General features: G+C 57.6%; 19 protein-coding genes. 4 read left to right on the top strand and 15 right to left on the bottom strand.

Translation table 11 applies throughout. The annotated features are described in order from the left end of the window. Positions 1-90 precede the first annotated feature (90 nt). From ftsY to rpoH, 4 genes are all read left to right on the top strand, one after another. Positions 91-1,050, top strand: coding sequence for a signal recognition particle-docking protein FtsY (ftsY, locus tag VMV64_RS02025; protein ID WP_325328281.1), 960 nt, complete (start codon positions 91-93; stop codon positions 1,048-1,050). Between the two features lie 279 nt (positions 1,051-1,329). Then, positions 1,330-1,983: a cell division ATP-binding protein FtsE gene (gene ftsE, locus VMV64_RS02020; RefSeq protein WP_325328280.1), complete on the top strand. Its 654-nt coding sequence runs from the start codon at positions 1,330-1,332 to the stop codon at positions 1,981-1,983. Next, complete coding sequence (gene ftsX / locus VMV64_RS02015) at positions 1,980-2,891, top strand: permease-like cell division protein FtsX (RefSeq protein ID WP_325328279.1); 912 nt, start codon at positions 1,980-1,982, stop codon at positions 2,889-2,891. The genes ftsE and ftsX overlap by 4 nt, the downstream gene beginning before the upstream one ends. A 233-nt stretch (positions 2,892-3,124) precedes the next feature. Continuing rightward, on the top strand, positions 3,125-3,988 hold the full coding sequence (gene rpoH / locus VMV64_RS02010; protein WP_325328278.1) for an RNA polymerase sigma factor RpoH: 864 nt from the start codon (positions 3,125-3,127) through the stop codon (positions 3,986-3,988). 248 nt (positions 3,989-4,236) lie between these two features. On the opposite strand, the gene ccoS is transcribed toward rpoH, so the two are convergent. The 15 genes from ccoS to VMV64_RS01935 all read right to left on the bottom strand — a co-directional run bounded on the left by ccoS (position 4,237) and on the right by VMV64_RS01935 (position 18,277). Continuing rightward, the gene (ccoS, locus tag VMV64_RS02005; protein ID WP_325328277.1) at positions 4,237-4,425 is read right to left on the bottom strand and encodes a cbb3-type cytochrome oxidase assembly protein CcoS; all 189 of its coding nucleotides are present in this window, start codon (positions 4,423-4,425) and stop codon (positions 4,237-4,239) included. A 14-nt stretch (positions 4,426-4,439) separates the two neighbouring features. Then, positions 4,440-6,863 (bottom strand): heavy metal translocating P-type ATPase, encoded by a 2,424-nt coding sequence (locus tag VMV64_RS02000; RefSeq protein WP_325328276.1) that lies wholly within the window; start codon positions 6,861-6,863, stop codon positions 4,440-4,442. Between the two features lie 143 nt (positions 6,864-7,006). Further along, positions 7,007-7,792, bottom strand: a complete 786-nt coding sequence (locus VMV64_RS01995) for a FixH family protein (protein WP_325328275.1) — start codon at positions 7,790-7,792, stop codon at positions 7,007-7,009. 4 nt (positions 7,793-7,796) lie between these two features. Continuing rightward, positions 7,797-9,242, bottom strand: a complete 1,446-nt coding sequence (ccoG, locus tag VMV64_RS01990; RefSeq protein ID WP_325328274.1) for a cytochrome c oxidase accessory protein CcoG — start codon at positions 9,240-9,242, stop codon at positions 7,797-7,799. A gap of 167 nt (positions 9,243-9,409) precedes the next feature. Then, complete coding sequence (ccoP, locus tag VMV64_RS01985) at positions 9,410-10,339, bottom strand: cytochrome-c oxidase, cbb3-type subunit III (protein WP_325328273.1); 930 nt, start codon at positions 10,337-10,339, stop codon at positions 9,410-9,412. Positions 10,340-10,362: 23 nt separating this feature from the next. After that, positions 10,363-10,524: a cbb3-type cytochrome c oxidase subunit 3 gene (locus VMV64_RS01980; RefSeq protein WP_325328272.1), complete on the bottom strand. Its 162-nt coding sequence runs from the start codon at positions 10,522-10,524 to the stop codon at positions 10,363-10,365. Positions 10,525-10,537: 13 nt separating this feature from the next. Further along, the gene (gene ccoO, locus VMV64_RS01975) at positions 10,538-11,290 is read right to left on the bottom strand and encodes a cytochrome-c oxidase, cbb3-type subunit II (RefSeq protein ID WP_325328271.1); all 753 of its coding nucleotides are present in this window, start codon (positions 11,288-11,290) and stop codon (positions 10,538-10,540) included. Between the two features lie 66 nt (positions 11,291-11,356). Continuing rightward, positions 11,357-12,790 (bottom strand): cytochrome-c oxidase, cbb3-type subunit I, encoded by a 1,434-nt coding sequence (gene ccoN / locus VMV64_RS01970; RefSeq protein ID WP_325328270.1) that lies wholly within the window; start codon positions 12,788-12,790, stop codon positions 11,357-11,359. Positions 12,791-13,026: 236 nt separating this feature from the next. After that, positions 13,027-13,767, bottom strand: a complete 741-nt coding sequence (fnr, locus tag VMV64_RS01965) for a fumarate/nitrate reduction transcriptional regulator Fnr (protein WP_325328269.1) — start codon at positions 13,765-13,767, stop codon at positions 13,027-13,029. A gap of 17 nt (positions 13,768-13,784) precedes the next feature. Beyond that, positions 13,785-14,402 carry an SCO family protein gene (locus tag VMV64_RS01960; protein WP_325328268.1) on the bottom strand — a complete coding sequence of 206 codons (618 nt, stop codon included), beginning with the start codon at positions 14,400-14,402 and terminating at the stop codon, positions 13,785-13,787. Next, positions 14,403-14,876, bottom strand: coding sequence for an Rrf2 family transcriptional regulator (locus tag VMV64_RS01955; protein WP_325328267.1), 474 nt, complete (start codon positions 14,874-14,876; stop codon positions 14,403-14,405). 75 nt (positions 14,877-14,951) lie between these two features. Continuing rightward, on the bottom strand, positions 14,952-15,944 hold the full coding sequence (locus VMV64_RS01950) for a COX15/CtaA family protein (RefSeq protein ID WP_325328266.1): 993 nt from the start codon (positions 15,942-15,944) through the stop codon (positions 14,952-14,954). A gap of 18 nt (positions 15,945-15,962) precedes the next feature. Beyond that, positions 15,963-16,865: a heme o synthase gene (gene cyoE / locus VMV64_RS01945; RefSeq protein ID WP_325328265.1), complete on the bottom strand. Its 903-nt coding sequence runs from the start codon at positions 16,863-16,865 to the stop codon at positions 15,963-15,965. A 52-nt stretch (positions 16,866-16,917) separates the two neighbouring features. Then, a complete protein-coding gene (locus tag VMV64_RS01940) occupies positions 16,918-17,553 on the bottom strand; it encodes an SCO family protein (RefSeq protein ID WP_325328264.1) in 636 nt (211 codons plus the stop codon). Beyond that, entirely contained in the window at positions 17,531-18,277 is a 747-nt protein-coding gene (locus tag VMV64_RS01935) for an SURF1 family protein (RefSeq protein WP_325328263.1), read from the bottom strand. The genes VMV64_RS01940 and VMV64_RS01935 overlap by 23 nt, the downstream gene beginning before the upstream one ends. Between the last annotated feature and the right edge of the window lie 32 nt (positions 18,278-18,309).

Here is an 18,309-nt window from a genome sequence, read left to right as displayed (position 1 = left end):
ATCAATATTTTTTTACGCTGCACAAAACCTCCCAATCGCCTAAAATGACGAAGTTGTGAATTATAGCCCACCTTCAGACTGTGTAACCCCATGCTAAGTTTCTTCAAGTCCGACAAGAAAGCCGACGAAAGCCAGGAACAACCCTTGGGCTGGGCGGCCAGGCTCAAACAAGGGCTGACCAAGACCCGCGACAACCTGGGCCGGCAGCTTACTGGCCTGTTCGGCGGCGGCAAGATCGACGAGGCGCTTTACGAAGAACTCGAAACCGTTCTGCTTTCCGCCGATGTCGGTGTCGCCGCCACTCAATACCTGCTCGACGACCTGAGAAGCCGCGTCAAGCGGGACAAGCTGGAAGATGCGGCGCAACTCAAGCAGGCTTTGCGCGATGGCCTGCAGACGTTGCTCACTCCGCTGGAGGCGCCGCTCGACCTCTCCGGCCACAAACCCTACGTGATCATGATGACGGGCGTCAACGGCGCCGGCAAGACCACCACCATCGGCAAGCTGGCCAAACATTTCCAGGCCCAGGGCAAATCGGTGCTGCTCGCCGCCGGCGACACCTTCCGCGCTGCCGCACGCGAACAGCTGCAGGTATGGGGAGAGCGCAACAACGTCACGGTCATCACCCAGGCAGGGCACGACTCCGCCGCCGTGATCTTCGACGCGATCCAGGCGGCGCGCGCGCGCGGCATCGACATCGTGCTGGCGGATACCGCCGGGCGGCTGCCCACCCAGCTGCACCTGATGGAAGAGCTGAGAAAGATCAAGCGCGTTATCGCCAAGGCCGAACCGAGTGCACCCCACGAGACCATCCTGGTGCTCGACGCCAACACCGGCCAGAACGCCATCGCCCAGGTCAAGTCCTTCGACGATGCGTTGCAAGTGACCGGGCTGGTCCTGACCAAGCTCGACGGCACGGCCAGGGGCGGCGTCATCGCCGCCATCGCCAAGACCCGTCCGATCCCGGTGAGATTCATCGGCGTCGGCGAGCAGCTCGACGACCTGCGACCCTTTGTCGCCCGCGAATTTGTTGAGGCACTGTTTGAATGATCCTAGAAACCTTAGTTGGACGGGGTGGAGTGTGCGGTTTTTGCGAGTTTTCGCCTGACGGCGAAATACCTGCTTACCCCAATTGGGGTGCAGGGCAAGGCGCAACGACGCGGAATGGTCGTTCCATTCCAAGGAGTTGCAACGCCGTCATGCGCCGCAAAAACCGTGCAATCCACCTCGTAGCGGACTCACCAACAGGGCAAAACGGTAAATAATGAATATACCCATTGGAATTAAGGTGTTAAATATTCAGTCGAGCGGTCAACTAAGGTTTCTAGGATGATTTCTTTCAGCCAAGTCTACAAACGTTACCCCGGCGGCCATGAAGCGCTGAAAAACCTCAGCTTCACCATCGAGCCCGGCGAGATGGCCTTCATCACCGGGCCGACCGGCGCCGGCAAGAGCACCTTGCTGAAACTGGTGGCCGCAATCGAGAAACCTTCGTCCGGCAGCGTGGTGGTGAGCGGCCAGAACATCGGCAAGCTGCGCCGCAGCGCTGTCCCCTTCCTGCGCCGCAACTTCGGACTGATCTTCCAGGATCACAAACTGCTCTACGATCGCAACGTGCTGGAAAATGTCATCCTGCCGCTGGATATCGCCGGTCTGCCGCGCGCCGAAAGCATGAAGCGCGCCCGTGCCGCACTCGACAAGGTGAAGCTGCTGGGGCTGGAAAAGGCGAACCCGATTTCCCTTTCCGGCGGCGAGCAGCAGCGCCTGTGCGTGGCTCGGGCGATCGTCAACCGCCCGGCCATCGTGCTGGCCGACGAACCAACCGGCAATCTCGACGCCGATTATGCCGGCGAAATCATGGAAATGTTCAAATCCTTCAACCAGGTCGGCGTCACCCTCCTGATCGCCACCCATGACGAGGCGCTGATCGCACGCTACAGCAGCCGGGTGTTACACCTGAAACAGGGGGAACTCTTGATATGATGAACTGGCTCAGCCAACACCGCCTCGCCCTGGGACTGATCCTCGGCCGCTTCGCCCATGCGCCTTTTTCCAGCCTGCTTGCCTTGATCGTCTTTGGCGTCACGCTCAGCCTGCCGCTTGGCCTGTATACGCTGATCGACAACGTCAAGATTGTTGCCGGCAACGCCAGGCTGGAACCCCAGATCACCGTGTTCCTGTCCCCCAGTGCAGATGCCGACAGCGCCAAGCGGGTCGAGTCGCGGCTGAAGGAGCTCAATGCCATCAAACAATTCCGCTTCATCCAGCGCGACCAGGCGTTGCAGGAACTGTTGCAAAGCACAGGGCTTGTCGACGTGGCGGCGGGACTGGCACGGAACCCGCTACCGGACGCCTTCGTGATCGAACCCAAAAGCATCAACCCTGATGAGCTCGAAAATCTGCGCAAAGAGCTGATGAAGTTGCCCAAAGTGGACAAGGTACTGCTGGACATAGCTTGGGTAGAACGCCTTAACGCCATGGTGCGCCTCGGCCGCGATGTCACCCTGATTCTTGCCGTCCTGCTCGGTTTTGCCCTGGTGGTGATCACCAGCAATACCATCCGCCTGCAAATCCTGTCACAGCGCGAAGAAATCGAGATCAGCACGCTGATCGGCGCGACCGATGCCTTCATCCGTCGCCCCTTCCTTTACCACGGAGTACTTCAGGGCTTGGGCGGCGGCCTCGCCGCCTGGCTCATCATCAGCCTTGGCCTGCAACTGCTCAACGTCGACATCGCCGACCTGGCAAAACTCTATGCCGCGCAATTTCGCCTGCTCCCACTGGGCACTGGCGATATACTCGGCCTGCTGCTGTTCTCCTCCCTGCTCGGCTGGCTCGGCGCATTTCTGGCGGTGGGAAGGCATTTAAGCCGGATCGAGCCCAGAGCGTGAGTTCCAATGCAATAAAATCCGGGAATCGAGCTTCGGACGACCCATGCTTACGGCAAACGGCCCCGAACAAACTGTATAAATATAATTATTGACTAATATAGCCATGAATCAGTATAGTTGACAATATTGATCGGGATTAACTCTGCCGCGCGGCGGAATGCGCGGAACTTTTCCAACTATTTGGCACTCCCATTCCCCGAGTGCTAATATTAAAACATTGGAGGAACAATCTTATGACGAATGCTTTATTAGCCATCTCCATCCCTTCTGCGGTCGGCAGTCTGGAAAGCTATATCCAGTCAGTCAGGGCGATGCCGGTGCTGAGCGCCGAGGAAGAACACGAACTGGCGTTGCGGCTGAAGCGCGACAACGATGTGGAAGCAGCGCGGATGCTGGTGGTTTCGCACCTGCGCGTGGTGGCGAACATCGCACGCGGCTACATGGGTTACGGCCTGCCCCAGGCAGACCTGATTCAGGAAGGCAACATCGGCTTGATGAAAGCCGTGCGCCGCTTCGACGGTGAGCGCGGTGTGCGTCTGGTTTCCTTTGCCATCCACTGGATCCGCGCCGAAATGCATGAATACATCCTGCGCAACTGGCGTCTGGTCAAAGTCGCCACCACCAAGGCGCAGCGCAAACTGTTCTTCAATCTGCGCAGCATGAAAAAGGGTCTTGGCTACCTCGGCCCGGATGAGGTTAACAGCATCGCCAAGGACCTGGGCGTAAAGCCGGAAGAAGTGGTGGAAATGGAAAGCCGCATGGGCGGTCAGGATATCTCCATGGAAACCCACGGCGGGGACGAGGATGAAGGCACCGGCCCGATCGCCTATCTCGCGGCCGACGCGACCAATGAACCCGCGGCCCTGCTGGAGCAGGAGCAAACCAGCCAGTTGCGCGAGCGCGGCCTGTCCAGCGCGTTGCAGGGCCTCGACGACCGCAGTCGCCGCATCATCGAGGCGCGCTGGCTAACCGAGAACAAGAGCGCCACGCTGCATGAGCTCGCTGCGGAATATGGCGTGTCCGCGGAACGCATTCGCCAGATTGAGCAAAAAGCCTTACAGAAAATGAAGACGGCCATTGTGGCCGAGGCCGCCTGACCTCACCGCGATAAAAAAAGCGGGGCGCATTTAGCGCCCCGCTTTTTTTATCTGGGCATTCCGATGCCTGATCAGACCAGAATCACGGAAAAAAAGCTGATCCAGCTCCAAACCATCAAAGTTATCACGAGAGGCATCACAAATTTAGCCATTTACAACTCCTTCAATTAAAAATCCGCCAAAACCCGTTTTTCAAAACGGGGCAATTCTAGTTCAAAGCCCCTTCCCATTCAACCCGCTACGTCAACTTATCGGCTCTTCGATCGCGAATCGGAATAACGCGGAATACGGGGATCGTCATCATCCATCAGGATGCGCTGGGCAGGGCCTTCCATGTCGTCGAACTGGCCATTCTTGATCGCCCATAAAATGCCGATCCCGGCGACGATGATCATCACCGCGGTCATGCCCAGCAAATAGATCAGTATCGGTGTCATTCTTATATCCTCAATCAGCGCAGGCGCAGCGCATTCAGCACCACCACCAGCGAGCTGGTCGACATGCCGATGGAGGCAAGCCACGGCGGTATCATGCCGACTGCGGCAAAGGGCAGCGCGAGCAGATTGTAAACGACTGCCCAGGCGAAATTCTGACGCATCACGGCGATACTCGCATGGCCGGTCTGCAGGGCGCGCTGGATATCCAGCAGATTTTCCGTCAATAATACGATGTCGCTGCTGGCCCGTGCAACCTGGGTGCCGCCGCCCATGGCGATGGACACATCGGCCCCGGCCAGCACCGGCGCATCGTTGACGCCGTCACCCACCATGGCTACGACATTGCCGCGCTGCTGAAGTTCGCGCAGCGCCTTGAGTTTGTCCTCCGGCCGCAACGCGGCCTGCCAGGATTCGATACCGGCCTCGGCGGCAACGTGGGCCACCGCGTCGGCTGCATCGCCGCTCAGGATGGTGACCTGCACCCCTGCCGCCTTGAGCTGCACGACCAGCTCGCTGGCCTGTGGACGTAGACCATCGGACAGCGCAAATACCGCCATGGCGCGCCGCTCGTCACACAACCACACCAGCGTTGCGCCTTCAGGCAAATCGCTCGGCAATGTAGTCGGCTGCAATCCCGACAAGGCGGTATTGCCGATGGTATAGCGCACGCCGGCGATGGAGCCGCTCACTCCCTTGCCCGGCAGGTTCTGTGCCTCCTGAACAGCAATCAAATCCGTGCCGGCGACCCGGCTCAGAAAACTCTGCGCCAGCGGATGCTCCGAAGCCTGTTCCAGGCTGGCCGCAAGCAACAGGCAGCGCTCTTCGTCCACATCAGAAAACGTGATGGTGCGCTGCAGCACCGGCTTACCATAGGTGAGGGTGCCGGTCTTGTCGAAGACGACATGATTGACCCTGGCCAGGGTTTCCAGGGCGTGACCGCGCGTCAGCAATATGCCGTGCCGCAGCAGGTGCGAGCCGGCAGCGGCGAAGGCGGTAGGCGCGGCGAGCGACAATGCGCACGGGCAGGTCACCACCAGCACCGACAGCATGATTCCGAATGCCTGCGCCGGCTCCAGCCACCACCAGACGGCGCCGACTATCACCGTCAGAATCAACAGGCCGACCGTGAAATGTCCCGCCACCCGATCGGCAAGCTGCGCCAGGCGCGGCTTCTCCGCCACTGCCCGGTCGAGCAGACGGACGATACCCGCCAGCACGGTGTTTTCACCCACTCCGGTCACGCGCAGCAGCAGCGGCCCTTCCAGATTGATGCTGCCGGCAATCACCTGCGCCCCGGCGTGCTTCGGCACCGGACGGCTCTCGCCGGTCAACAGCGCCTCGTCCACCGTGCTCTCGCCTTCGATCACTTCGGCGTCGGCGGCGATGGATTCGCCCGGCTTGGCCAGGATGGTGTCTCCCTCGTTCAGTTCCAGCACAGGCACCGGCTGGTGCTGGCCGCCGTCCAATACCTTGGTGGCCATCGCCGGCGCGAGCTTGAGCAGGTTTTCCGCCGCTTCGACCGACTTTTCCTGGGCGCCGTGTTCAAGAAAGCGGCTGGAAAGCAGGAACAGGCTGAACATGGTAATGGCGTCGTAGTACACCACACCGTGGCCCTGTAGCGTGGCCCAGGCGCTGCCGACGAAAGCGCCGATCACGGCCAGGGAAACCGGCACGTCCATGTTCAGGCGCTTCCCGAGCAAGGCATTCCAGGCGCTCTGGTAAAACGGCAGGGCGGCATAGAACACCACCGGCAGCGTCAGCAGCAGGCTGAAATAGCGCAGCAGCGCAGCCGTGCTGTCCTCCATGCCGAATGCGGCGCCAGCGTACAGCGCCACCGCCAGCATCATCACCTGGCCGGAGGATAGGCCGGCAATGGCGATCCTGCGCAGATCTTTTGCCCGCCGCTTTCGGCGCAGGGTTTCCTGGCGTTCGGCGCTGAAGGGGTGAGCGTTGTAGCCGAGCAACTGGATTTCTTCGAGGATCTTGCTGAGATGAATCGCCTGGTCGTCCCAGGTGATACGGGCGCGGTGGGTGGCGTAGTTGACCTGAACCTGCAGCACGCCCGGCAGCTGCTTGAGATGACGCTCGTTGAGCCAGATGCAGGCGGCGCAGGTAATGCCTTCGAGGATCAGGGAGGCTTCCTTGGTGTGCTCGCCTTCCTGCCTGACAAAACTTTTCTGGATGCCGGGATGGTCATAAAGCGCCAGCTTCTGCACTTCCTCCGGCACCACTTCGTGGCCTACGCCGGGCAATGCGGTACGATGCCGGTAATAGTCGATCAACCCGTTGTCGACGATGGTCTGCGCCACTGCCTGACAGCCGCGACAGCACATCTCGTGCGACTCGCCTTCAATGACCACGGGGTAATGCGCGCTGGCCGGAACTGGCAGGGCGCAGTGGTAACAGGTTTTCTCGGCGCTACTCATTCCAATTTGCATTCAATCTAAAATCTTTCACCGCAAAGGACGCAAAGGTTCGCAAGGAAAAACCAAACCCTCAGACATGCCCGCCTGATTGCTTTTCCTTTGCGAACCTTTGCGTCCTTTGCGGTTAGTGCTCTTTTGATCGAGAAATGGGATCATCAGAATGCCGGGACGATAATCTCTTTTGCCGTTTCGAACTTGTCCTGTCCGCGTTCGATCAGCAGCACAGCTACCCACTGACCAGGCCGATCCATACTGACCTGAGCACGGTAGCGCCCCGGCGCGAAAGCGCTCAGGTTAGCCGATTTTCCCGTATCCGCACCGTTGGCCGGGTGCTTGATGGTGAGCGTCACAGTCGCACCCTCGAGCGGCTGCTGCGCGCTGTCGCTGGCACTGACGGTCACTTCTCCGGCCTGGCCGAGCTTGAGCTGATCAAGCCCGGCAACCTCGATCCGCCAACCAAGCTGGCGTTGCCGCTCGGATTTCTTCATGTACTGACTGACGACCTTGGCCGCCGCCTCGTCATGCGGAACCTCTCCGGAAAAAGCGGTATAGACCTGCTTGTTCGCGGCATTCGGCAGGAACCATTGAGCCACGAAAGGCGGCAGGCCACTGATTGAAATCGAGACGAATGCCGCCATCAACAGTGCCAGCGTCAGAAAGAAACCGACGATAATCTTCGGAATCCAGTGCATCGGTTGCCGCGGCGCCCCTGCTTTTCGATCCCCCGTCAGGGTCAGCACGATCGCCGTGGCGACGTACAGCGCCAGATGCAGTGCCACCACGTCGCCGCCGGGCCAGTGGCTCAGGCTGTAGAACATGATCGCCAGAGTCGGCAACGCACCGCTGATCACGCCGCGCCAGTAGTTGGAAACGCCGGCCAGACGCAGGCCGAAATACAACAGGGCGATTAGCGCCGCCCCTCCGAACAAGGTCACTGTCACCTATTTATCCTTCATGTTTGGCGTAAAAGCGGACTTTCTTTATGACTGCCTGATCCGGCGCTTTCAGCGGTGTAATGACGAATTCGATTTCACTCACCCGGTTCGCCATGGCGGGTGGAAGCTTGACGTTCGCCAGCACCATCAAGCTCTTGCCCTGGCGCACGCTGACCTCGCGCATCTCTCCCAAGTCCAGCGCACCCTCCGGAATCCCGCGCACGCCGATGCGGTAACCCTGCACATCCTGCGATTTGTTGGTAATGTGTATCTGGTAGCGGTTGCGGATATCCCCGTTCGACAGCACCACGAACAACGGCTGGCGCACCGGCTGGATGGAAAGCTCGATCTCGGAACGCGTGGCGATATTGTATACCAGCACACTTACCATCACGAGTATCGCCGCGCCATAGCCCAAGGTACGCAAGCGCAGCCAGTCCAGATGCGGCTTGCCCGGATTCTTGCTTTCGATGTTGATTTCCGAATCGTATCGGATCAGCCCACGCGGGAAGCCGACCGAATCCATGATGTTGTTGCAGGCATCAACGCACAAACCGCAGGAAATGCACTGGTATTGCAGCCCTTTGCGGATGTCGATCCCGGCTGGGCAAACCTGCACGCAAAAGCCGCAATCGATGCAATCGCCTATTCCCTTAGCCTGTCGCTCCTCGCGAGTCCTGCTGCCGGCGCGCGGCACGGCTCGCCCTGCCGACCCCTCGCCGCGCTGGAAGTCATAGTAGGGCGCCAGGGTTTCCGGCTCGTACATCACGCCCTGAAAACGCGCGTAGGGACACATGTAAATGCATACCTGCTCGCGTGCCAGCGCAGCCGCCACATAGGTGGTCACAGTTAAAATCAACACGGTGAAATAGGCAACAAAAGGCAGATCGGCAGTGAAGAAACGTCGGGTCAACTCGGGCGCATAACCGTAGTACATGATGAAGCTGTAGGCGGTAATAAAGGCTAGAAGCAGCCACAAGCCGTGTGTGGCGCCATATTTGGCCACCTTTTCCGCATTCCACGGCTGCTTGTAAAGACGAATGCGGGCGGGGCGCTCGCCCTGAACCCATTGTTCGATAAAAATGAAAGCATCCGTCCACAGCGTCTGGAAGCAGAAATAGCCGCAGAATGCCCTCCCTACCAGGCCGGTTGCGAAGAACAACGTAGCTGCGGCAATGAACAGCAGCAGCGCGAGTGAGATCAGATCCTGCGGATAGAACACCAGGTCGAAGATGAAAAAGCGGCGACCCACCATGTCGAACAACACGGCCTGCGCAGGCGCATCCTGGCGCGCCCAAGGCAGCCAGGGGAGGAAGAAATAAACGGCATATGCCAGCACCATTACGGACGTCTTGAAGGTGCGAAAAGCGCCTTTAACCGATCGGGTGTATATCGGAATCCGCTTCTGGAACAACTCTTCGGATTTTTCACCTGCTTGCAAGTTTTGTACTTTCACAATGTTCTCCTGACCACTCACATCTTTCGGCCAGCAATTATCAGAAATGTTCCGCCCGGAGCAGCAGAATATTTTTATATTCTAATGTTTTTTTCACGCGAAAAACCTCATAAATAAAAAGACCCCGTCCACAAGGCCGGGGTCCAGGCGTTCAATTAGAGAACGCTTTATTTCTGACTGCCGCCGCCAAGCACGTCGTGCACGTAAACCGTCAGCAGCTTGATCTGGTCAGCGCTGAGACGGCCACTCCAGGCTGGCATCACGCCCTTGTTCAGGCCGGAGGTGATCACTGCCTTGACCGCAGCAACCTTCTTGTCCGCACTGCCTTGGGCAGGCACGTCCGCCCACAGCCAGATCTTGTCGGTCAGGTTGGCCGAGCCGATGTCCTTGTTGCCCTTACCCTCCGCACCGTGACATGCGACACAGAGACCCTTGCCATGGAACAGTTCATCGCCGGCCGCGATTTTGGCTGCATCCATTTTTTCGCCAGACAGGCTCAGTACATAGTTGGCAAGACTCTCAATTTCGCCCTCGTTGAGGTCAGCCCCCCCCTTGGCCGGCATAATGCCGTGACGGCCATTGGTAATGGATGCCTGGATCTTGTCGTAAGTACCGCCATAGATCCAGTCGTCGTCCGTCAGATTAGGAGCAAACACCATCTTGCCCTGACCACCACTCTGGTGACAAGCCGCACAGTTGTCGGAGAACGACACCTTGCCGGCGGATGCCACGAAGTTGGACAACTCCGGATCCTTGGCAATCTGCTCGTAGGGCGTGGCCGCGACCTTGTCGAAGTAGGGTTTCTGCTTTTCACGGGCATCCTGCAAGTCTTTCATCAGCAGGGCACGGGTGTTCCAGTGCGTGGTTTTCTCCACACCCTTGTCGTTCTTGTAGGTGATGGTAGCAATGCCGGTGGTAAAACCCCTGCCCAGCGGCCAAGCCGGGTAGGCCACCCAGTACACCACAGAGAAAAGGATGGTGGCGTAGAAGGCCCACAGCCACCAGGTGGGCAGCGGATTGTTGAACTCCTGCAAATCTCCGTCCCAGACGTGGCCGGTGGTTTGCACGTTGCTCGATTGCGAGTTTCCCTGACTCATGATTGGTTCCTTTGCGTCAATATTTAATCGTCTTGGAGCGGCATGTTTTTGTAGGATTCCAGGCGCTCGCCGCGCGTCTTGCTGCCAAACACGTAGAACAGGATGGCGCAGAACGTGATGAAGAAAATCAGCAGCGCGAGCGGCTTGGTATTTTCAAACCGGGTAAACCACATCAGCCATTCCATAGTGTTCTCCCGTTTAGCGGAATTTAACGAAGTTGTCGTTGTCGAGCTTGCTGAAGTCAACCATCGTACCCAACACCTGCAGGTAGGCCACCATCGCATCCATTTCGGTCACATCGGCGGCGTTGCCGTCATACTTGCCGGTTTGCGCCTGCTCGATCAGGTTCTTCTGGGCATCGGGGATGTGCAACTGCTTCGCCACCTCCGCGCCGAACTCCTTGACGTTGTTGTCATACTCGGCCTTGTTGATGGAGTATGGCACGCCGGTAGTGCGCAGCGCCTTCATACGGTCCGCCACGTCGGAAGTATCCAGGACAGTGGTCAGCAGCCAGGGGTAATTCGGCATCACCGACTCGGGCACCATCGAACGCGGCGCGATCAAGTGCTGTACCTGCCACTCGTTGGAGTATTTCTTGCCGACTCGCGCCAGGTCCGGGCCGGTACGCTTGGAGCCCCACTGGAACGGATGGTCATACTGCGATTCCGCCGCCAGCGAGTAATGGCCGTAGCGCATGGCCTCATCGCGGAACGGACGGATCATCTGCGAATGGCACAGGTAGCAGCCCTCGCGGATGTAGATGTCGCGGCCGCGCTGCTCCAGCGGGCTATAGGGGCGAACCATCTTGATTCCCTCGGGGGTTTTCACGTCCTCGACGGTACCTTTGATGAAGAACAGCGGCACGATTTCAACCAGGCCGCCGATACTGATGGCGATCATCGTCAGCACCAGCATCAGCCCAAGATTTTTTTCAATTTTTCCGTGATCCATGATGATCTTTCCTTATGCTTAGTGATGCCCCGCGCCGCGGAGCATCGTCTCTCAACCCGAGTCCCGTTACGCTGCGCTCGCTGCCAAGCCACCGGCAGGCATGTTCTTCGCCTGGCGGATGGTCATGAAGCAGTTGTAGAGCATCAGCAACATGCCGGTCAGGAACACAGCGCCGCCCAGAGCACGCATCGCGTAGTAGGGATGCATGGCGGCAACGGATTCGGCAAAGGAATACTGCAGGTTGCCGTAATCGTCGTAGGCGCGCCACATCAGGCCCTGCATGATGCCGGAAATCCACATCGCGGTGATGTACATCAGGGTGCCAATCGTAGCCAGCCAGAAATGCACATTCATCAGCTTGATACTGTGCATCTGGGTATCCCACAGGCGGGGCAGCATGTGATAGATGGCACCGAAGGAAATCATCGCCACCCAGCCCAGCGCGCCAGAATGGACGTGGCCAATGGTCCAGTCAGTGTAGTGGGACAAGGCATTCACGTCCTTCAGCGACATCATCGGGCCTTCGAAGGTGGACATGCCGTAGAACGACAGCGCCACGATCAGGAAGCGCATGATCGGGTCGGTGCGCAACTTGTCCCAGGCACCGGACATGGTCATGATGCCATTGATCATGCCACCCCAGGAAGGCATCAGCAGCATGATGGAGAAAGTCGCCGCCAGGGTGGAAGTCCAGTCAGGAATCGCCGTCCAGTGCAGGTGATGAGAACCGGCCCACATGTACATGAAGATCAGCGCCCAGAAGTGGACGATGGACAGGCGATAGGAATAGATCGGGCGCCCTGCCTGCTTGGGCACGAAGTAATACATCATGCCGAGGAAGGCGGCGGTGAGGAAGAAGCCCACCGCGTTATGACCGTACCACCACTGGGTCATTGCATCCTGCGCACCGGCAAACAGCGGGTAGGACTTGGTCAAACTAACCGGGATCGCCAGGTTGTTGAAGATGTGCAGCAGGGCGGTGGCCAGGATGAAGGCGAGGTAGAACCAGTTGGCCACATAAATATGGGGCTCCTTGCGCTTCATGATGGTGCCGATGTAAACAATGGCGTAGGTCACCCAAACCACCGCAATCAGCAAGTCAACCGGCCATTCCATTTCCGCGTATTCGCGGCCCTGGCTATAACCCATCACATCGCCCAGCGCGGCCAGCACGATGATTGCCTGCCAGCCCCAGAAGGTGAAGCTGGCCATGCCATCCGACAGCAGCCTGGTCTGGCAGGTGCGCTGCACAATATAGTAGGAAGTGGCGAACAGCGCGCTGCCGCCAAAGCCGAAGATCACGGCGCCGGTGTGAACCGGGCGCAAACGGCCGAAGGTGATGTAGGGAATATCGAAGTTCAGAAACGGCCATGCCAGTTGTGAGGCAATAGTCACCCCCACCAACATGCCCACCGCGCCCCAGATCAGGGCCATGATGGTGAATTTGCGAACAATATCGTAGTTGTATTGCTCGCCGCTCCCTATCGCAACCGATGCCATAACTCTCTCCTTGCTGTAAACATAAACCTGCGCACGACCGGCCTCATTACATTCAGACCGATACGCGATATTTAATGCCTCCGCGCCAAAAAACACGCTTTTCAGCCTTTGGCACAGTGATGCGTAATATAGCCGCAAACGCGCCGACTTTCACTGACTTGCGTCAACCAAACTGCAATTAATTAATACCTGCGTATCCGATTAAGCGGGCGGAATGCCGCGAATTTAAATGCAGCTCAGCCGAGAGAGATGGATTTGAGGCGATCCTGATCGAGCAATTGCACCTGCCGCCGCTCGGTGGTCAGCAGGCCGTCATCCTGAAAACGGGTGAACACCCGGCACACGGTTTCCTCGGCCATGCCGAGGTAATTGCCGATATCACTGCGCGACATACTCAAATTGAATTGTGAAGGGGAATAACTGCGTCTCTGAAAGCGACGCGAAAGGCTTAACAGAAAAGTGGCAAGGCGCTCATCGGCATTTTTCTTGCCGAGGAGCAACATCAACTCCTGGTTATCGAGAATTTCCTGGCTCATGATCTTGAGCATCTGCTGGCGGATGGAAGGCATTTCTGCACTGTATGCCTCCAGTACGTCGATAGGCACCTCACACACCATGGTGGTTTCCAGCGCCCGCGCCTCGCTCATATACTGATTGGCAGCCATGGCACCCAGGCCGATCACTTCACCGGTGATGTGGAAGCCGGTAATCTGAACACGTCCATCATTGGTCAGGACATACGATTTGATGGAGCCGCAACGGATCGCGTAGACGGCACGCAAGGGTTCACCAATCCGGTAGAGCAGTTCACCACGCTTGAAAATCTTACGATTTCTGACTATCGTTTCCAGCAGACGCAGGTCTACATCCGGGCCGTTAACTTCGCGGCACAAACCATAAATCCCGCAATCCTTGCAGGTAACCGGGGAGCACACTTCAGGCTCCGCCACACGCGGCGGCGCCGACCGTCTCGGCATCAATCGTGCAACGGCTGTCACGGTTTCTCACCCAGAAGCAGTTTCACATCATGCACAATCGACACCAGTTCAGCATCGTGATTGATCAGCACACGCAAGCGGCCATGAGGATCGAAGCCATAAACGCCTGCGCTGTGATCCAGCAGATAGCCCGCCGCGGAGCCAGAATCATGTTTGGCGTAAGTCACCTTGAACTCCTTGGCGGTTCTGGCGATAGCTGATTCATCGCCGTACAGGGCCAGAAAATCTTTATGAAAATAAGTTACAAAATTCGCCAGTTTTTCCGGCGTATCGCGCGCCGGGTCCAGCGTTACAAATAGCACCTGGACTCGCGCAGCGTCATCGCCCAACCGTTTCTGCACCATGGCCAATCCTGACAGCATGGTCAGACACACGTCCGGACAATTAGTATAGCCAAAAAACAGCAATACCGCCTTGCCCTTGAAATCGGCCAGCGTGCGCGTCTTGCCATGATGGTCGACAAGGCGGAAATCCCTGGCGAAATCAGCGCCGGTAATATCCGTTGCAACAAACGGCTCGGGCGGGACACTTTTATCGGCACAGCCGGATAATAATGTCAGCACGCAAGCTACAGCCGCCACCCACCAGCCGAATCGTTCGAGATCGGGGCGCAATTATATCCCCTTCTGGCCCATTTCATCCATCATCGCCATCGGCAAATCACAAATGCGATACTTCCCGCTTTGTACTGCAATGGCCAACCGATCAAGGGTCTGCTCATGCAGCAGCGCAACAATTTTTTCCTTGATCGGCTTCCATTTCGAATGCACGGGACAGGCCGTTTCGTCGCTGCAAATTTTCAGCCCGAGCACGCAATTTTCAGTAAAGCCGACCCCTTCGATCAGGGTGACGATCTGCATCAGATCGATCTTCTCCCCACCCTCGCGCAAACAGAACCCCCCTTGGCGACCGCGATAGGAATAAAGCAGATTTCCCCGGCACAGGCTTTGCATGATTTTGGCCAGATAGGCCGTGGGAACACCGAGATATTCTGCAACTTTGCGGTTCAGGATCGGTTCACCCGGAGGCCGCGTGGCGATATAAATAAGGGCCTGGATGGCATACTGGCTGGTACGGGATAAAATCATAGCCTAAATCCTAAAATAATCGTTACTAAAAAATTATATAACTTATAGGTCTGAATATCCTAATATAGTTCAATATTATACCGCTTGATTTCTGCCCAGACTTAACCGGAAGTTCAGCATCACCATGGCGCCCAGCAGCAGCGCCGCAACGCCGTTATGAGCAACGGCAACCGGCAGCGGCAAGCTCAACATGACATTGCAAATGCCTAGCGTGAGCTGGGTGAGCAGCAGGGCCATAACAACCCATGCAACGCCCCGCATGCTGCGGATGCGCATCACCCGGAAAGCGAGCCACCCTGTGTACAAGAGGACCAGGTAAGCACCAAGGCGATGTACCCAGTGTATTGCCGTCAGCCCTTCGCGGGGCAGAAAAGAACCGTCGGCCGTCATGCCCAGCTCCCTGACCAACCGGAACGCACGGGAAAAATCCATTTCCGGCCACCAGACGCCATTGCATTGAGGAAACCCGGCACAGGCAAGCGCGGCGTAATTCGAACTCACCCACCCCCCCAGCGCAATCTGCAAAAAGACCAGCAGCAATCCCAGCCCAGCCCACCCACGCAAGCTCCCGACCGACGTCCGATCCATTCGGTATCCGCCAGAAAACTGGCGCATGGCTAGCCAGACAAGTAGCGCCAGCGTCATCATGCCGCCCAGCAAATGCGCACTGACAATAAACGGCTTGAGTCGCTCCGTGACTGTCCACATGCCAAGCAAAGCCTGAAATATGACCAGACCCACCAACACGACGGGCAACACAGGGGACTGAGCGAGCAGGCTACGTTTACGCCAAGCCCACACCGCAATGATCGCAATCAGTAAGCCCAGGGTACCGGCGAAATAGCGATGGGTCATTTCCTTCCATGCCTTGTGCGTCGACACGGGCCCATCCGGGAGAACCGCTACCGCCTGAGCAATCTCCTCAGCCGCGTGATGAGGTGAAATCCTGCCGTAACACCCGGGCCAGTCCGGACAACCCAAACCCGCGTCGGACAGCCTCACGTACGCCCCTAGCACGACTACGCAGAGCGCAAGAAGCGTCGTCATGAGAACAAGTTTTTTATACATAGGGAATGCTGCGTGGCCTTATGCCAACCTGATGAAATGATCCACCAGCAGAATGGCAAACAACACTGTCAGATAGAAAATGGAATAACTGAATGTCTTTTTTGCCAGCGCGTCGCTGTAAGTGCGATACAGCTTGATGGCATGGTAGAGAAAACCGGCATCCAGTACGACCGCTCCCACCAGATAGAGGAAACCGCTCATGCCGATGGTGAAAGGCATGAGACTCACTGTTACCAGAATGATGGTGTAGAGCAGGATATGCAGCCGGGTGAACTCCTCCCCGTGGGTAATCGGCAGCATGGGCAATCCGGATTTGGCATATTCATTCCTGCGATAAAGCGCAAGCGCCCAGAAATGCGGAGGGGTCCAGGAGAAAATAATCAGGAACAGTATCAGCGCTTCGGGTGGGACCGTATTGGCAACCGCAGTCCAGCCCAGTATCGGCGGCATCGCGCCGGACGCTCCTCCGATGACGATATTCAGCGGCGTAGCGGGCTTCAGGAAAACAGTGTAAATCACGGCGTAGCCAAAAAACGTCCCCAGCGTCAGCCACATCGTCAATGGATTGACCAACCCATAAAGCAGGACCAGTCCCAGCGCGCCGAGGAGAGTGGCAAATACCAGCGTTTGCAGCGAGGTGACTTGTCCGGTTGGCAGGGGACGGCCGCGCGTGCGTGCCATCCGTGCATCGATTTTTTGCTCGATCAGGCAATTGAAAGCAGCCGCAGCACCGGTCACCATTGCAATCCCCAGCGTCGCCGCCAGCAAAATCGGCAGAGAAACCATGCCCGGCGATCCCAGAAACATCCCGATCACAGCCGTAAACACGACCAGTGCAGTCACTCTTGGCTTGCACATCAGATAAAAGCTTTGGCAACTACATGCAGCCCGCTGCAAAACCACGGTGGCGCTCATATTCATGCTATCCCCCTTCATCATCCTTATCTTGCCGGTTCGTCGCAACGTTGTGCCGCTACCCGACCCACGAGTATTTCAGCAGACGGGTCATGTCCTTGAGCATGCCGCCGGGATCAGTGCCTGGCGGGTATCGCATGATCAAGTTGCCGAGCGGATCAACCAGATAAATGCCTTGCTGCTGTGCCGGTTGCCCCGCGTTAATTCCAAAACTCTGCAACAATTCCTCCAGTGCCTTCTTTTCTCCTGTCCACACCCACATCTCGGGGTAGTCCGCCAATTTAGCCTTCAACGTTTCCGCCGCACCCCTATCGGTCGCAATAAAAACCCTTTGTACCCGACCAATCTCCTTGGCTTGGGCCGCATGCACCTGGCGCATGGTGTAAATATTTTTCATGCACTCTTCAGGGCAGGATGAGGATCCAAAATGCACCATGATCCATTTTCCACGCAGCTCGCTGAAATGCGCCGGCTTGCCGTCCAGGGTTTGCAGTGACCGGCCTTCGACCTGCCGCGCCGGCTGAATCAATTCGCCATGATTACCGCTGCTGGATGGTCGCCATCCAGTCAGGTACAGCAACGTGGCCAGAACCACCGGCAACACGAACAACAGCACGAGCATGACAAGAACCCATCTGTTTGCAGGGGCGGCTTTGGCCGCCGGGTCGTTTTCATGCATGATCATGGTCGTCATTTACCGCTTTCCTGATACTTGTCACCAGATAGAACACCATCAACACTGCAGCCATCCCGTACCACTGCAAAGCGTAGCCGCGATGCACCTCGATCCGCGCATCCGGCCGCGGCCACTCACGCACATAGCCGCCTGCAGTGCTCGCCGGATCCAGCCGGATCACCACGGGCTGCAGGGGAAACGGCACCGCCTCCGTATAGCGTTTGAGGTCCAGATTTTGCCAAACATTTTGCCAGCCACTCCGTAAATCCTTCGGCTTTTCCAATTCAAAAAATTTGCCGGACGGCGTGACCGCATAACCGCTCACTTCCACCACCCCCTGCGGCACATCGGTCTCGGGTAAAACGTTTCTGTCCCGGCCAACTGGAACCCAACCGCGGTTAACCAGTACATGCATATTTCCACCTTCGATATGCAGAGGGGTCAGAACATGGTATCCCGCCACACCCTCGTGAACCTGATTATCCAGCAGGATCTGATAAGCCGGTTCATAGCGCCCACGAGCGACCACCCTGCTGTAACGGACGGCTTCCGGATTCAGGGGGTGCGCCCCCACTTGCAGAGGCGCCCCCTCTTCACGCCGATCGTAGGTTTCCTGCAACGCCTGCTTCTGCTCGGCCTTGTGGGCCTGCCACTGCCCCAGGCTGATCAGGACCGGCAACAGCAGCAACGTAGCCAGCGTCGGTATCAGCTTCGGCCGAAACCGAAAGGGGTTTGTTTGCATAATCCAGCACCGGGTTGCATAATTTCAGATGA

The sequence above is a fragment of the Sulfuricella sp. genome (genome assembly GCF_035531155.1).
GTDB lineage: Bacteria > Pseudomonadota > Gammaproteobacteria > Burkholderiales > Sulfuricellaceae > Sulfuricella.
Note: the sequence above shows the minus strand (reverse complement) of the source record. Positions and strands in the feature narration are given on the sequence as shown.

Bases quoted from the DNA above. Each gene is read 5' to 3' on its own strand.
- ftsY (WP_325328281.1), top strand. From the start codon at position 91: ATGCTAAGTTTCTTCAAGTCCGACAAGAAAGCCGACGAAAGCCAGGAA.
- ftsE (WP_325328280.1), top strand. From the start codon at position 1,330: ATGATTTCTTTCAGCCAAGTCTACAAACGTTACCCCGGCGGCCATGAA.
- ftsX (WP_325328279.1), top strand. From the start codon at position 1,980: ATGATGAACTGGCTCAGCCAACACCGCCTCGCCCTGGGACTGATCCTC.
- rpoH (WP_325328278.1), top strand. From the start codon at position 3,125: ATGACGAATGCTTTATTAGCCATCTCCATCCCTTCTGCGGTCGGCAGT.
- ccoS (WP_325328277.1), bottom strand. From the start codon at position 4,425: ATGACACCGATACTGATCTATTTGCTGGGCATGACCGCGGTGATGATC.
- VMV64_RS02000 (WP_325328276.1), bottom strand. From the start codon at position 6,863: ATGCAAATTGGAATGAGTAGCGCCGAGAAAACCTGTTACCACTGCGCC.
- ccoP (WP_325328273.1), bottom strand. From the start codon at position 10,339: ATGAGTCAGGGAAACTCGCAATCGAGCAACGTGCAAACCACCGGCCAC.
- VMV64_RS01980 (WP_325328272.1), bottom strand. From the start codon at position 10,524: ATGGAATGGCTGATGTGGTTTACCCGGTTTGAAAATACCAAGCCGCTC.
- ccoO (WP_325328271.1), bottom strand. From the start codon at position 11,290: ATGGATCACGGAAAAATTGAAAAAAATCTTGGGCTGATGCTGGTGCTG.
- ccoN (WP_325328270.1), bottom strand. From the start codon at position 12,790: ATGGCATCGGTTGCGATAGGGAGCGGCGAGCAATACAACTACGATATT.
- fnr (WP_325328269.1), bottom strand. From the start codon at position 13,767: ATGCCGAGACGGTCGGCGCCGCCGCGTGTGGCGGAGCCTGAAGTGTGC.
- VMV64_RS01955 (WP_325328267.1), bottom strand. From the start codon at position 14,876: ATGATTTTATCCCGTACCAGCCAGTATGCCATCCAGGCCCTTATTTAT.
- VMV64_RS01950 (WP_325328266.1), bottom strand. From the start codon at position 15,944: ATGTATAAAAAACTTGTTCTCATGACGACGCTTCTTGCGCTCTGCGTA.
- cyoE (WP_325328265.1), bottom strand. From the start codon at position 16,865: ATGAATATGAGCGCCACCGTGGTTTTGCAGCGGGCTGCATGTAGTTGC.
- VMV64_RS01940 (WP_325328264.1), bottom strand. From the start codon at position 17,553: ATGACGACCATGATCATGCATGAAAACGACCCGGCGGCCAAAGCCGCC.
- VMV64_RS01935 (WP_325328263.1), bottom strand. From the start codon at position 18,277: ATGCAAACAAACCCCTTTCGGTTTCGGCCGAAGCTGATACCGACGCTG.